Genomic DNA, 15419 nt, shown 5'->3' on the forward strand with positions numbered 1-15419 from the left:
AGCATAATCAGTGATGAACATAAGTTCTGATCGTATCTTTTGCCCGTGTATCTGTAACAACTTTTTTAATGCACTATAAAAAAAACTTATCGCAAAAGCTGGTAAGATTCTGGAAAAAGATCGGCCCAGGTTTAGTGACTGGCGCCAGCGACGATGATCCTTCGGGCATTGCAACCTATTCGCAGGCGGGCGCTGCTTATGGTTTGTCAACTTTGTGGACTTCCATTGTTGCATTTCCTCTCATGGCCATTATTCAGCAAATGTGTGCACGAATTGGTTTAGTTACCTCGAAGGGATTAACAGGAACCTTAAAGAAACATTACCCCAAACCTGTTTTGTACATAATGCTGTTGTTCAGCTTTCCCGCAATTGTTATGAACATTGGTGCCGATATTGCAGGTATGGGTGCAGTAGGCAACCTGTTATTCCCTTCAGTTGATGCAACGTATTTCAGCGTTTTGTTTACCGTGATCCTGCTGGGACTTATCATTTACCTGCCCTATCAAAAAATTGCCGCTGTTTTAAAATATCTGTGCATCGTAATGCTTGTATACTTCATTGTTCCTTTTTTATGCAAACAGGACTTTGCACTAATTCTAAAATCTACATTCATTCCTACCATCAAATTCAATAAAGATTTTATTGCCATACTTGTAGGTATACTCGGCACCACCATTTCACCTTATTTGTTTTTTTGGCAGGCTTCTGTAGAAGTAGAAGAAATGAAACACAAGAAAAAACGTTTGGTTGTTGATAAAAAACTGGTACATACTATGAATAAAGATGTAGACCTTGGTATGACCTTCTCCGGGCTTGTGATGTACTTTATTATACTTACCACAGGTACTGTTTTGTTTAAAGAAGGTATTCACCAGATAGATACAGTTGAACAGGCTGCCAGTGCATTAAAACCTTTGGCCGGAGATTTAGCCTACCTGCTTTTCTCGATTGGTGTTATTGGTACGGGGCTGATTGCTATTCCGGTGTTGAGTGGTTCTATCTCTTACATCATTACCGAAACATTTGGATGGGAAGAAGGACTCGATAAAAAATTTCACGAAGCGAAGGCTTTTTATATCATCATAGCTATTTCACTTATTCTTGGTTTATCGCTCAACTATGTTGGCATATCTCCCATCAAAGCGTTGATCTACACCGCCATTCTTTACGGCATTACGTCGCCGGTGCTTATTGCAATTATTCTGCACATTTCCAATAACAAAGAAATTATGGGCGATAATGTTAACAACCGCACAGAAAATATAGTTGGTTTTATTGCTTTGGCTATCATGACCATCAGTGCCGGCGTTTTATTATACCTGCAATTTGCCTGAAACTGAGTGCAGGCGCTGCTTTTCAGCCAACATGTTTCAAACCAATATTTGTTTTTCTTTTTTTTCAACATAACGTGAATAACAACTTCCGTTCATTCAGCCGATTGGGGTTTATTTTACAGTCCGTCTCGGTTGACAATACGCTTCAGCGCATTGCATTAAAAGGGAATCAGGTGTAAATCCTGAACTATCCCCGTAGCTGTTATCCCGTCGCCAATTGGCGAACTTTTGAACAACTACATCCACTGTCCCTCGATAAGAGGAATGGGAAGGACGTTCAAAAGGCGGGAAAGTCAGAAGACCTGCCGGTAGGAAAATTTAGTCACAACGCTTTCGGGAAGAAAAGCATTTGTACTGATTGTTTTCGCCACCTCTAAAGTGGCTCATGCTTTCAGCACTATACTTGTCCCCGGTAGCCAAAGTAAAAGAAGAAAATATGAAGCAAGAAGAAGAACTCCTGTTGAAGGAAAACAAAGACCGTTTTGTTATTCTACCCATCAACTATCCTGAAATATGGAAACATTATAAGCAGCACGAAGCCAGCTTTTGGACAGCTGAAGAAATTGATTTGAGCGGTGACCTGAAAGATTGGGAAAACCTCAACAGTGGCGAACGTCATTTTATTTCGCATGTACTCGCCTTTTTTGCAGCAAGCGATGGAATCGTGAACGAGAACCTGGCTGTGAATTTTATGAGCGAAGTGCAATTGCCGGAAGCAAGATGTTTTTATGGTTTCCAGATCATGATGGAAAACATTCACAGCGAAACATATGCCCTCCTCATCGATACCTATATTAAAGATCCGCAGGAAAAACATAAACTCTTTCACGCCATCGATACTGTTCCTGCTGTAAAGAAAAAAGCAGAATGGGCTTTACGTTGGATCGAGAACGGAAGTTTTGCTGAACGTCTCGTTGCATTTGCAGCAGTTGAAGGTATTTTCTTCAGCGGTAGTTTCTGCTCTATTTTCTGGATGAAGAAACGTGGTTTGATGCCGGGCTTAACATTCAGCAATGAGTTGATCAGTCGTGATGAAGGTTTGCATTGCGAATTTGCCTGCTTACTCTACAGCATGTTGCAAAACAAACTGAGCGAAGCAGAAGTAAGAGCCATCATTACCGATGCAGTAGAAATTGAAAAAGAATTTATCACTGAAGCATTGCCTGTTGCATTGATTGGTATGAATGCAAAACTGATGCAGCAATACATTGAGTTTGTTGCTGACCGTTGGTTGGCAGAATTAGGTTGTGCAAAAGTGTACAACGCCACCAACCCATTCGACTTTATGGAAATGATCTCCCTGCAAGGCAAAACAAACTTCTTTGAGAAGCGTGTAGGCGATTATCAGAAAGCCGGTGTGATGGGTAATAAAGAATCGCAGATGTTTTCAACAGAAGAAGACTTTTAAGATGTCGGATTTGTGATGTAGGATTTATGGTATGTCGCAAGTCCGAGCAAACAATTAAAGAACAGCACTATGACAAAGGAAGAGTTGAAAATCAGAACCAAAAAATTTCACATTGAAATAATAAAGGTCTGCGAACAACTCCCTAAAACTACAGCAGGTTTTGAATTAGCAAAGCAGCTCATCCGTTCAGGAGGTTCTGTAGGTGCAAATTATCGGGCTGCATGCAGAGCAAAGTCAACCGCTGATTTTATTTATAAACTGGAAATAGTAATAGAAGAAGCTGATGAGAGCATGTATTGGTTAGAAGTAATAACAGAAGCGAAATTAATTGCATCAAACATTACAGAGCCATTACTCAAAGAAGGAAACGAACTGGTGAGCATTTTTGTTGCTACGGTAAAGACAGTAAAGACGAACAATAACAAATCATAATTCATACATCACAAATCATACATCCCATTATGTTTGTAGTTAAACGGAACGGAAAAACAGAATCGGTAAAATTCGATAAGGTAACCGCAAGGATTGAGAAGCTGAGTTACAGCCTCAGTCCGATGGTGAACCCTATTGATGTTGCCAAGAAAACAATTGAAGGTATTTACGAAGGCGTTGCAACAACTGACCTCGATAACCTCGCAGCCGAAACGGCTGCATCATTAACAATCACACATCCTGATTATGCAATTCTTGCTTCACGCATTGCCGTGAGCAACCTGCATAAGAACACCATCAAGAGTTTTTCGCAGACAATGCGAAATCTTTACAACTATGTTGATAAAGCAACCGGTAAAAAATTACCGTTGATCGCTGATGATGTAATGAAGATCATTGAAGACAATGCGGAGTTGTTAGACAGCACCATCATTTACGATCGTGATTTCGCTTTTGATTATTTCGGTTTTAAAACGCTGGAAAAATCATATCTCTTAAAGATCGATGGAAAAATTGCTGAACGTCCGCAACACATGTACATGCGTGTGGCCGTTGGTATTCATAAAGAAGATATTGACAGCATCATCAAGACTTATCACTTAATGAGTGAACGTTGGATGACGCATGCCACTCCTACTCTCTTTAACGCAGGTACACCAAAACCACAAATGAGTTCATGTTTTCTTTTAACCATGAAGGAAGACAGCATTGATGGTATTTATGATACGCTGAAACAAACGGCGAAGATTTCGCAGAGCGCAGGTGGTATTGGTTTGGCTATTCATAATATCCGTGCAACAGGTAGTTATATCGGTGGCACCAATGGTACCAGCAACGGTATCATTCCAATGCTGAAAGTATTTAACGATACTGCACGCTATGTTGATCAAGGTGGTGGTAAACGTAAAGGTGCGTTTGCTATTTATCTCGAACCATGGCATGCAGATGTATTTGAATTCCTTGATCTGCGTAAGAACCATGGTAAAGAAGAAATGCGTGCAAGAGATCTCTTCTTTGCATTGTGGATCTGCGATCTGTTTATGAAACGTGTGGAAGCAAATGGTGAATGGAGTTTGTTCTGTCCAAATGAAGCACCGGGCTTAAGTGATTGCTGGGGCGAAGAATTTGAACAGCTTTATACGAAATACGAAGCAGAAGGAAGAGCAAGAAAAACAATCAAGGCACAAGACCTTTGGTTTGCTATTCTGCAATCGCAGATCGAAACAGGTACACCGTATATGTTGTATAAAGATGCTGCCAACAGCAAATCAAATCAACAGAACCTCGGTACCATCAAAAGTTCAAACCTGTGTACAGAGATCATGGAATACACAAGTCCTGATGAAGTAGCGGTTTGTAACCTTGCATCATTGGCGCTCCCCCGTTTTGTAATTGATGGAAAATTCGATCACCAGAAATTATATGATGTTACTTACCAGGTAACCAAAAATCTCAACAAAATCATTGACAACAATTATTATCCTGTTGAAGAAGCAAGAACATCGAACATGAAACACCGTCCTGTTGGATTAGGTGTACAGGGCTTGGCCGATGTATTCATCTTATTGCGTTTGCCGTTTGAAAGCGAGCTCGCAAAAATGCTGAACAAAAACATTTTTGAAACCATCTATTTTGCTGCAATGACTGCAAGTAAAGATTTGGCGAAAGAACAAGGTGCGTATGAAACCTTTGCTGGTTCACCTGTATCAAAAGGAATTTTCCAGTTCGATATGTGGGGCACTACACCAACCGACCGCTGGGATTGGGCAACACTGAAAGAAGAAGTAAAACAATACGGCGTGCGTAACTCTTTATTGGTTGCACCAATGCCTACTGCTTCCACTTCACAGATCTTTGGTAACAACGAATGTTTTGAACCATACACTTCCAACATTTACACACGTCGTGTATTAAGTGGTGAGTTTATTATTGTCAACAAGCATTTGCTGAAAGACTTGGTGAATCTTGGTTTGTGGAACAACAGCATGAAGAACAAGATCATTGCAGCCAATGGTTCTATCCAGAACATTGATGAGATACCTGCTGATGTGAAAGAACTGTACAAAACGGTTTGGGAGATCAAGCAACGGAACATCATTGATATGGCTGCTGATCGTGGAGCGTATATCTGTCAATCGCAATCGTTGAATTTGTTTGTGGATAATCCAACTGCATCTAAACTCACCTCTATGCATTTCCACGCATGGAAGAAAGGTTTGAAAACAGGGATGTATTACCTGCGTACACAAGCTGCAACACAAGCAGTGCAGTTTACCGTAGAGAAACAGGCGAGTGCAGATATCAGCCCGGTGATTCCTTCAACTGAAAAAACAAACAACGCAAAAACAACAACCGACATTGAGCCTACGCAAGTAGATGGCCCGACCTGCAGCATGGAAGATGGCTGTATCAGTTGCGGTTCGTAAAATGATAAAAAAGTAAAAATGGAATCCCCTTGTTGATGAAGCAAGGGGATTTTTTTGTGATATTGTATTATAGCATACATTAGTATGTTCCTTACTTTTTTAAAGAACACCAAAAAGATGAAGATTTTTGCACACATAATAATACTCTTTTCCATTTTCTCTGCTTGCGTTACATCGAATGAGAAGCCCAACCACGATGCTACTATAAAGAATACTGAAACTAAAACTGCGAAAGAATTCTTTGAATACGATCAAATAGACCATTATTTCATTGACTTTAATGACAAAGACTTACTGGAGTTAATTGAAAAGAAACCTTTGTCGCCGTTAGACTCACTAAAAAATATCACAATAATTGGAGAAGCTCCTCAGAACATTAAGGATACATTTTTTGTAGATAAACTTAAAAAAATCGGTTACACTAAAAGGACGCTAAGCAAAGTAAAACACTCAGAAGTTGATAATATCTTTAGGGAAAAACAGGTTAACGAAATCATCGCAACATCATGTGTATATATTTACCGTGACATCCTCATTTTTAAAAGAAATAACAAAAATGTAGGAATAGCAAAAATTTGCTTTGATTGTATGGCGAACAAAATAGTTGGGACAAATGCCAACACAGAATCCTTTGGGCAAAACGGCGACTACGAAAAATTAAAACAACTCCTGCAAAATTAACTTCGTTCGCAGGCGAGTCTGGTGAAACCGACTCGCCGTATAATGACGAAGAAATGTACTAATCACGGCCGTTCCTTGCAGGAGACTCGCCTACAAAAAAAGAAGAGTTAAGCAACACGATGCAAACAATCAAACAATACGACGTTTTTATTCTTAACAAAGACATTAATTCTGCAATAATCAGAGGTATGAAAGGTGTTATTCTTGAAATCCTGGATAAAGATTGCTATGAAGTTGAGTTTGTAAAACAGGATGGAATAAATTACGAATTTGAGGGACAATCGACGTTTACTGTTGACAAAAGTTATATAGGTGAGATAGTTTGGACAGGTTCTAATTAAATGTATAGCTTTCGTTCGCAGGCGAGTATGACAAAACCGACTCGCTGTATAATGGAAAAGAAATGTAGTAATCACGGCGAGTTTCTTTAAGGAGAGTCACCTGCAAGAAAGCAGATAAATTTGTATGTAATGAACAGTCTCAAAAATTATATAGTGTTACTTCCTTTTTTAATGCTTTGTTGCAATACAAAAAGTGATGAGAATTCAAACAATACTGCAGAAACACAAAAAAATAGTAATGAAAATGCAGAAAATCCGTTATTGACACTACTACCTATTTAAGAGTTTTTGTTGATCAAAATGAAGTAATAAAACTAAACGGAAACTTGATAAGCATAAAAGATCTGGATCTCCGTCTACAAAATTTAAAAGTAAAGGTGGCATTGTATTTTACTCTTCTTTTGGAATTACAGAAGACACTCCTAATGAAGGCCAAGTAATTGACTTAATAAAAAAATATCAGTTGGGCATTAAAACGTTTACTGATAGTACTTTTCCAAAATCATTTTTTTGACGGCTGATACGCTTAATTTTTTTTCTTTTCGGTTGGTGTCCCGAGGCTGACTAACAACACATGCACAACAGCAAAATCATTTCACCAATCGTACCTACAGCACGAACATTACTCAACAACATCATTCTAACCGGCAATTGTTCCTATGGAACAAAGAAAACGATAGCAGGCTTTGGTTTTACGCATTCAACCATGTAGTTTGTCCCGATCACACCCTGAAATTATTGAGGATGAGAATTAGGTTTGTACATATAAACACATCACATGGCAACATTATCAAGCTTTACTTTTCTTTCTCTTGATGGTTATTACAAAGGATTGAATGATGATATCAGCTGGCACCTCCACGGCGAAGAAGAAGGACAATTTTCTGCTGATAGTTTACAATCGGAAAACATTCTTTTGTTTGGACGGAAAACATTTGAGATAATGGCTTCGTTCTGGCCTACTGAAATGGCAGCACAACAATTTCCTGATGTGGCGAAGGGAATGAATAAAGCTAAAAAACTTGTGGTATCGAATACGGTTCAAAAAGTTGATTGGAGCAATACCGAGATCATCAGCGGCGATTTTATTGCACAACTAAAACAATTGAAGCAAAACTCAACAAAGGATATAACTATACTTGGAAGTGGACAGTTGTTAACAGCATTAGCAGCGGAAAATCTCGTTGATGAATACGGAATCATGATCGACCCCGTAGCTATTGGTGCAGGTAGTTCTTTGTTCAAAGGATTAACTACTCCCCTGCAATTACAACTTACTGACACACGAACATTTAAGAGTGGTGTGGTATTGCATAACTATAAATCAATGTGATCCTGTCCTGAAAATATTGATTTCCTCCTTGCTTTTTATTCTGAATAGCAGCAGTGATTATAATATAAGCAGAAAGCATCCCATATTATTGTGTAACTTCTCCCTGCATATTCAAATCACCATCATGCATAAACTCAGGCTTCTCTTATTATTTCTTTTCTTGTCTCAATTTTCTATTGCACAGAAAATAGAAACTATTTACCTAAATACGAAAGACAGCACATCGAACCTGTATATTGTTGTTCACCCACCTAAACTTCCCTATAAAGGATATGCTTTTTTAATTCCCGGGATGTTCCAAAAAGCAAATGATGTGTTGCTGCAAACAGAATTACCAAGGTATGCTGCACAGCAAGGAATTTTAGTCATCATTCCAACATTTAAGACAGGCATTTCTTCTTTTGGTTTTGATTCAGCAACGCAGGCTTCGTTTCTTGAATTATTAGGGCATGTAACAACTACTTATAAACTAAGTGGACTCAACTTTTATCTTGGCGGCTTTTCCATTGGAGGCACATGTGCCATAAAATATGCAGAGCTTGCATTCGCTAATAACTATTCTGTGAGACCCTCTGCAGTTTTTGCTATTGATGCACCGTTGGATTTTGAGAGAGTGTATAATGGCATCCTACGTGAAACCAAGCTTCCAAATAGTACTGAAGATGGGTTGGCAGAAAGTAATTATATTCTAAAACGTCTCATGAAAGAATTTGGTGGCAGTCCATCCGATAATTTATCCGAGTATCACCGGAAATCGCCTTATTCATTTAATGATACAACACAGCATGCTATTAAGCCTCTTGTTAATTTGCCTATTCGTTTATACACGGAACCGGATATTTTATGGTGGCTAAGTGAAGGAGTTGACTATTCTATCATGAATGCTTTTGATTTTGCAGCAATGACCAATGAATTAAAAAGACTTGGGAACAAGAAGATTGAATTGATGATCAGCAGAAATAAAGGGTATCGAAAACCTGATAATGCAAGACATCCTCATTCATGGAGTATTGTTGAGCCAAAGGACCTTGTACAATGGATGCTCGATCAAAAGTAAAACCCGTCTTCAATAAAGAACCAAAGCTAACACTGTTTAGTTATTCATTTAATTGCCCATAACAGCGTAAATTTGAGCCTTACAACAATTTAATCGAACAGTCTTCAACTAATGGGCTCTTTAAAAGAAAAGATAGAAAATAGAGAAAACGGGTTACTGCTTTACAGCTTTGCTCCTCCAAAGATCACCACTGAAAAAGAAAAACTACAGATCATTGCTAACAAGCAGATCGATCGTATCAATAATCTTGCTATTGATGGTTTGATCTTGTATGATATCCAGGATGAAAGTCACCGTACAAACGAACAACGCACATTTCCTTTTATTCAAACAGTTCCGCCGGAAGAATACTACCGGAATTATTTGAGCAGTATAAAAACGTCGAGCATTATTTACAAGAGTATTGCCAACCAAACAAGGGATACTTTTAATGAATGGCTGAATAATAACAGCGATCTTGAAAACTTTGTTTTTGTTGGAGCATCATCGAGCCAGCAAATTGCTGAAACAAATTTTGCTTTGACTGATGCCTATGATCTGAGAAGAGAGCAGCACAATCATCTGTTGCTTGGTGGTATTACTATCCCGGAACGTCATTCAAAAAAAGGCGATGAAAACAAACGCATCTTTGATAAAACACAAAAAGGATGCAGCTTCTTTGTATCGCAATGTGTGTACAATGTGTATGAATCGAAGAACCTCCTCTCCGACTATTACTACGATTCAATTGATAACAACTACGATCTGCAACCTATCTTTTTTACACTTAGTCCTTGCGGCTCCATCAAAACCTTAGAGTTTATGAAGTGGCTGGGTATTGAAGTGCCGAAGTGGTTGTACAATGATCTGAGAAATGCAAAAGACATTTTAGATACGTCCATTAAAACATCCATCCTCATCGCTGATGAGCTTATGGAGTTTGCTGCATTAAAACAAATACCCATTGGCTTTAATGTTGAAAGCATTTCGAACAAGAAAGATGAGATCGATGCAGCAACTGAAATACTGACTGCAATTTCAGATCGATTGAAGAACGTTCGGAAAAAAGATGATGTAGAAAGTATTGTGGCGGTTGGATAGAGCCGCAGATAACACTTATGAGCCGGATGAGGACAGATCAAATCCGTTTTGATCCATTTAAATCAGTGCCATCTGTGTTTCTATAACTTAAAATTCAACGTCACACTTGGTATAATAGGAAACAACGATACCTGTCTCGCTTCCACTTCCAATGTGCCCTGCAAAGGATTTCCTTTTTGATCGTAGTAAATAAAGTATGGATTTTGACGGCTGTATGCATTGTACACACTAAACACCCACTCCATTTTCAACTTGCGCACTTTCTTTGGCTGTGGTGTAAACGTTGCCGACATATCTAAGCGATGATAAGAAGGCAAACGATATTGATTGATGCGGCTGTACTGCTGCGTTAGTACACCATCAACTAAAAAGAAGCGTTCAGGCAACGTAAATGCATTACCGGTGCCGAATACAAACACTGCTGAGTATTTCCATTTTTTGTTTTGCTGATAGTTGGTAACAACGCTCAAATCATGACGGCGATCGTAACGGCCGGGATACTTATCACCATCATTTAATTGAGGGAAACGTCGCCATGTCCATGAAAGTGTATAACCTATCCAACCCGTAAACTTTCCTCTTGCTTTGTTTACATAAAACTCAGCACCGTAACTCCATCCTTTGCCAAATACAAAACTTTCTTCAGGATCACCAATGCCGGGCGTATATCCTTCTTTGTATTCGATCTGGTTCTGCATGGTTTTGTAATACACTTCAACCGATGTCTCCCACATGTTGTCTTTAAAATTCTTAAAAAAACCCGCAGCATATTGCCAGCCGATTTGTGGTTTTACTCTGTAAGTACTCGGCACCCAAATATCGGTAGGCAATGTTGTACCGGAGTTGCTAACCAAATGAATAAACTGCAGGTTACGTGTTACTGCACCCTTCAACGATGTTTCGTCATCTAACGCATAGCGAAACGTAACACGTGGTTCAAACCCACCGTAGGTTTTTATTTTATCGTTACTGTCATAAACTGTACTGTCGAGCTTATTACCATCTGCATCTTTTACAAACAGTTTGTACGGACCCACCTGTTGAAAACTGGTGTAACGGATACCGTAATTAATTTGCAAGGCATCATTCACTTCCCAATCGTCCATGATATACGCTGCCATTTCATGCGCAAACTTATTGTTCACGGTTTGTGGTTCAAATGTTACATCTCCACTTTTACCATTGGCTGTTTGTGGATTGAATTTGTGATAGGTATAGTTAATTCCGTATTTCAACTGGTGGCCACTGACAGGGTAATAATCAAAATCGATCTTGGCACTTACATCACGTATTGCTGAGTTGAGATTGATCTCGAAATTACTTTGCGTCCCACCGAATGCAAACTGGTAATCGTTCCACACTAATGATGTATTTGCAAAGAGTTTACTGTTGAATACATGGTTCCAACGAACTGTTCCTGTTGAATTACCCCAGGGAATGCGTGCACCAAAGCTTCGTTCTTTATTGTTGAACGTAAACACATCTCTACCGAAATAGCCACTTGCATACAAGCGGTCTTTCTCCGAAAATTTATAATTGAACTTTGTATTGAGATCGTAGAAATAATAACCGCTGCCGTAGAACGCACTTTCTTTTTTAATGAAGGGCTTCGCCAAAATATCTACATAAGTACGTCTTGCTGATACAATGAAAGATGCTTTTTCTTTTACAACTGGCCCCTGTATTGATACCCGTGAAGAGATCGTTCCGATTCCGCCTTCCACCTGGAACTTTTTATTGTTCCCTTCTTTCATGGCAATATCAACCACACTGCTGATACGTCCACCATAGTTAGCAGGCATACCACCTTTGATCAAGCTAACATTCTTCAACGCATCACTATTAAAAACAGAAAAGAAACCAAACAAGTGACCGGGATTGTACACCACTGCATCGTCCAGTAAAATTAAATTCTGATCAGGACCACCACCACGCACATACAAACCGCTGTTGCCTTCTCCGGCATTACGTACACCGGGTAATAACTGCAGCACTTTAATCGGATCAACTTCACCTGCCAAAGCCGGTACAGAGCGGATCTGGTTCATGCTCAATTCAAACTTACCCATCTGGGCAGCCTTTACATTCAGATCACGTTTTTTGGAATAGATAATTACTTCCTGTGCAATGGCAATACGTGGGGCAAGATCGAAGTTAAGTTGTGTATTACTGTTGAGATCGAGTTCAATTTCTTTCGCTACAAAACCAACATGCGATACTGTTAGCGTATGCACACCTTTCTCCAGTGTAATGGAATAAAAACCGTATTGATTGGAGCTGATGCCTTTGGTGCGACCCTTTACACTGATGGTGGCGCCAATAATGGTTTCATTACTGGTGCTGTCTTTTACATATCCGCTGATGGTGAATTTCTCCTGTGCGTTCAACGATTGAAGTAGCAAGAAACAGATCAGCAACCCGGCTACATGTTTTAAATAGTGCATGCGGAAATATCCCGTTTTAAAAGTCTCCTCTATTACAAGCGATCGGCAGCAATTGTTGTCGGAAATCGTGAATCGTCAGTCGTGAATAAAAACAGCTTGTAGGTTTCCACTCACGACTAACGATTTACCACTCACGTTTCTTAGAATTTCAACGTTTCCTTTACTTCGCCACAAGTCAACATTTTCTTCCCGAAGTAAGGATTCATAATGCTGTCAGCATTGCTGAGCCAATAAGCACCTTTATTATCGAAGGCCATCGGGCAGTATTGGTAATAGATCGTTGCACCTGTAGGTTTAATTACACGTACCATATCATAAAATGCGTTCGATACCATTTCAAACGATTCACGTTTTTTCGCCAGTTCTTTTTCACCTAACATACCACTGAGTTCTGCAGCAACATCACCCGCACGACCGTTGATGCTTGAGAATCCAAGCGTATCAAATTTCTGCACTTCATCCAGCTTTAAACTGTCGAGCAAGGTTTTTAATGCGGCACCGGCTGTATTCACTTTTACTGTATCACTCGCTACAAACGCATCTTTTAGGTTGTAATATGCATTCAATACATTGTTCATCGATTGATTGAATGTTTCACTGTACGCATAACCCGCCGCAGCTTTCGGTTCAGGAGTCGTGGTTGTTTCTTCTGTTTTATCTTCTTTGTTTTTGCAGGCTACTGCCGATAAGATAACGGAGAGGATAAGCAAAGTCTTTTTCATAAAAAAAATTTTGGCAAAGATAAGACCTGTGAGGTTTGCAGCACTTCCAAACCCCGTCAGCGGTTGTAAACCCATACGCTGGTTCCGGTTCGTACCTCATTACCTCGTACTTCTTACCTCTCACCCCGCACTTAAACCTTATCTTTGCGGCTCATTTTTAAGTAAGAATTATGTTAGCTGGTTTTCAGAATGTAACGTTTGAGTTTGGTGCAAGAGCTATTATTGAGGATTCTACCTGGCATATCCATCCCAATGAGCGCATTGGTTTGATTGGGTACAATGGTACGGGCAAGTCTACCCTCCTGAAATTGCTGGTGGGCGAATACCAACCATCCAAGGGTGAAGTGATCCGCAGCCGCAATACCAGTATTGGTTACCTGCACCAGGATCTGTTGAGTTTCGATACCAGTGAATCGATTTTACAAGTGGCGCTGGGTGCGTTTGAAAAAATATTGTTGCTCGAAAAAGAGATTGAAGAACTGGGTATTCAGCTGGAAAAGAATCATGAAGATGAAGCACTGCTTCACCTCTACAGCGATAAGCTCCACGAAATGGATACGCTGGATGGTTATAACATCCATCATAAAACAGAAGAAATTCTGCAGGGACTTGGTTTTGCCAATGCCGATCTGCAACGTCCGTATAAAGAATTCAGTGGCGGCTGGCGCATGCGTGTACTGCTGGCAAAAATGATCCTGCAACAGCCCGATCTGTTGTTATTGGATGAACCGACGAATCACCTGGATCTTCCCAGTATTGAATGGTTAGAAAAATATCTGTTGCATTATCAAGGTTCGGTTGTAATTGTATCGCATGACCGTTGGTTCCTTGATCGTATGGTCACCAAGATCGTAGAAGTGTTTCAGCAAGGTTTACATATTTACGGCGGCAACTATTCTTTTTACCAGCAAGAGAAAGAGATACGGATGGAGTTGCAGATGAAGGCCTTTGAAAATCAGCAGGATTTTATCCGTCAGCAGGAACGTTTTATTGAACGTTTCCGTGCCAAAGCAAGTAAAGCTGCTGCTGCACAAACGGCTATTAAGAAATTAGAAAAGCTGGATGTGATTGAAGCACCAACCAATGACCGTCCGAATATCCGCATCAACTTTGCGGTTGATAAAATGCCGGGTAAAGTATTGTGCGAATTAAAACATGTGAGCAAACATTACGGCGCTAATAAAATCGTCACGAATGCAAGTGCAGAAATTGAACGGGGCGATAAAATTGCGTTGATCGGTGCAAATGGTAAAGGTAAATCGACCTTACTGCGTATTATTGCCGGTGTTGAATCATTTGAAGGTGAACGGAAGTGGGGACATAATGTTGATGAAAGTTTTTATGCACAGCACCAGTTAGAATCGTTAGGTCTCAATCATACACTCCTTGACGAATTGAAGACCTGCAGCACGCAGAAAACTGACCAGGAATTACGCACCCTGCTTGGTTGCTTTTTATTTGGTGGCGATGATATCGATAAAAAGATCAAAGTATTAAGTGGTGGTGAAAAAGCAAGAATTGCGTTGGCAAAAACAATCATCAGCAAGGCCAACTTCCTGATGCTCGATGAACCGACGAACCATCTTGACATGCATTCGGTTGAATTGCTGATCGAAGCATTGAACAAATACCAGGGCAGCATTATTTTGGTGAGTCATGATCGTTTCTTTGTTTCGCAAACAGCCAATAAGATCTGGGAAATTGTAGATGAAGAGATCAAAGAATTTAAAGGCACCTACAACGAATACTTAGAGTGGAAGGAACGTATGGCAAAGAAAGCTGCCGATAATAAAGAGCTTGTTGCCAGTGAAAAAAAAACGGAAGTAAAAAAAATAGTTGAGGAAAAACCGGTAGTACAACAACAGTCACCTGTTGCAGATACCAAGCAGGTGATCAATAAAGAACTGAAGAAAGAGTTGCAGAAGCAACAACGCATGTTGCAGCAGTTGGAAGAAAAAATCAACACAACTACCATTGAAAAAAATAAAATGGAAGCCCAACTCTCCGACCCTTCTACTTATTCTGATAAAGATAAATTCAAGCAAACGGAGACTTCTTATCAAAAGCTGAGCAACGATCTTAAACAGTTGAATGCAGAATACGAAGCTGCCTTTGAAAAAGTTATGGAGCTGGAGAGTAAGGCGGGGTGATTTGTGAGTGG

Annotated in this window: 12 protein-coding genes and 1 riboswitch; of the genes, 10 read left to right on the forward strand and 2 right to left on the reverse strand. The window is 39.8% G+C overall.

All coding sequences use genetic code 11. The features are described 5' to 3' along the window. The first annotated feature begins 68 nt into the window (after positions 1 to 68). The 9 genes from WG954_RS18880 to WG954_RS18920 all read left to right on the forward strand — a co-directional run bounded on the left by WG954_RS18880 (position 69) and on the right by WG954_RS18920 (position 10092). The gene (locus WG954_RS18880; protein ID WP_340438398.1) at positions 69 to 1334 is read left to right on the forward strand and encodes an NRAMP family divalent metal transporter; all 1266 of its coding nucleotides are present in this window, start codon (positions 69 to 71) and stop codon (positions 1332 to 1334) included. Between the two features lie 112 nt (positions 1335 to 1446). Continuing rightward, positions 1447 to 1658, forward strand: a riboswitch (cobalamin riboswitch). Positions 1659 to 1770: 112 nt separating this feature from the next. Continuing rightward, the gene (locus WG954_RS18885; RefSeq protein ID WP_340438401.1) at positions 1771 to 2742 is read left to right on the forward strand and encodes a ribonucleoside-diphosphate reductase small subunit; all 972 of its coding nucleotides are present in this window, start codon (positions 1771 to 1773) and stop codon (positions 2740 to 2742) included. A gap of 69 nt (positions 2743 to 2811) precedes the next feature. Further along, positions 2812 to 3174 (forward strand): four helix bundle protein, encoded by a 363-nt coding sequence (locus WG954_RS18890; protein ID WP_340438402.1) that lies wholly within the window; start codon positions 2812 to 2814, stop codon positions 3172 to 3174. 29 nt (positions 3175 to 3203) lie between these two features. Then, positions 3204 to 5600 (forward strand): ribonucleoside-diphosphate reductase subunit alpha, encoded by a 2397-nt coding sequence (locus WG954_RS18895; RefSeq protein ID WP_340438403.1) that lies wholly within the window; start codon positions 3204 to 3206, stop codon positions 5598 to 5600. A gap of 117 nt (positions 5601 to 5717) precedes the next feature. Further along, positions 5718 to 6281: a hypothetical protein gene (locus tag WG954_RS18900; RefSeq protein WP_340438406.1), complete on the forward strand. Its 564-nt coding sequence runs from the start codon at positions 5718 to 5720 to the stop codon at positions 6279 to 6281. A gap of 119 nt (positions 6282 to 6400) precedes the next feature. Beyond that, positions 6401 to 6622 carry a DUF4926 domain-containing protein gene (locus WG954_RS18905; protein WP_340438408.1) on the forward strand — a complete coding sequence of 74 codons (222 nt, stop codon included), beginning with the start codon at positions 6401 to 6403 and terminating at the stop codon, positions 6620 to 6622. A gap of 778 nt (positions 6623 to 7400) precedes the next feature. Beyond that, entirely contained in the window at positions 7401 to 7955 is a 555-nt protein-coding gene (locus WG954_RS18910) for a dihydrofolate reductase family protein (protein ID WP_340438410.1), read from the forward strand. Between the two features lie 124 nt (positions 7956 to 8079). Beyond that, positions 8080 to 9012, forward strand: coding sequence for an alpha/beta hydrolase (locus WG954_RS18915; RefSeq protein ID WP_340438412.1), 933 nt, complete (start codon positions 8080 to 8082; stop codon positions 9010 to 9012). Between the two features lie 111 nt (positions 9013 to 9123). After that, entirely contained in the window at positions 9124 to 10092 is a 969-nt protein-coding gene (locus WG954_RS18920; protein ID WP_340438414.1) for a 5,10-methylenetetrahydrofolate reductase, read from the forward strand. Positions 10093 to 10172: 80 nt separating this feature from the next. Here WG954_RS18920 and WG954_RS18925 read toward each other — a convergent pair whose 3' ends face one another. Further along, positions 10173 to 12536 (reverse strand): TonB-dependent receptor, encoded by a 2364-nt coding sequence (locus tag WG954_RS18925; RefSeq protein WP_340438416.1) that lies wholly within the window; start codon positions 12534 to 12536, stop codon positions 10173 to 10175. 140 nt (positions 12537 to 12676) lie between these two features. Next, positions 12677 to 13258, reverse strand: coding sequence for a DUF3347 domain-containing protein (locus tag WG954_RS18930; RefSeq protein ID WP_340438419.1), 582 nt, complete (start codon positions 13256 to 13258; stop codon positions 12677 to 12679). 170 nt (positions 13259 to 13428) lie between these two features. Between WG954_RS18930 and WG954_RS18935 the strand changes: the two genes are divergently transcribed. Next, on the forward strand, positions 13429 to 15408 hold the full coding sequence (locus WG954_RS18935) for an ABC-F family ATP-binding cassette domain-containing protein (protein WP_340438422.1): 1980 nt from the start codon (positions 13429 to 13431) through the stop codon (positions 15406 to 15408). Positions 15409 to 15419: the final 11 nt, after the last annotated feature.

Origin of the sequence: Lacibacter sp. H375 (genome assembly GCF_037892425.1) — a bacterium.
GTDB lineage: Bacteria > Bacteroidota > Bacteroidia > Chitinophagales > Chitinophagaceae > Lacibacter.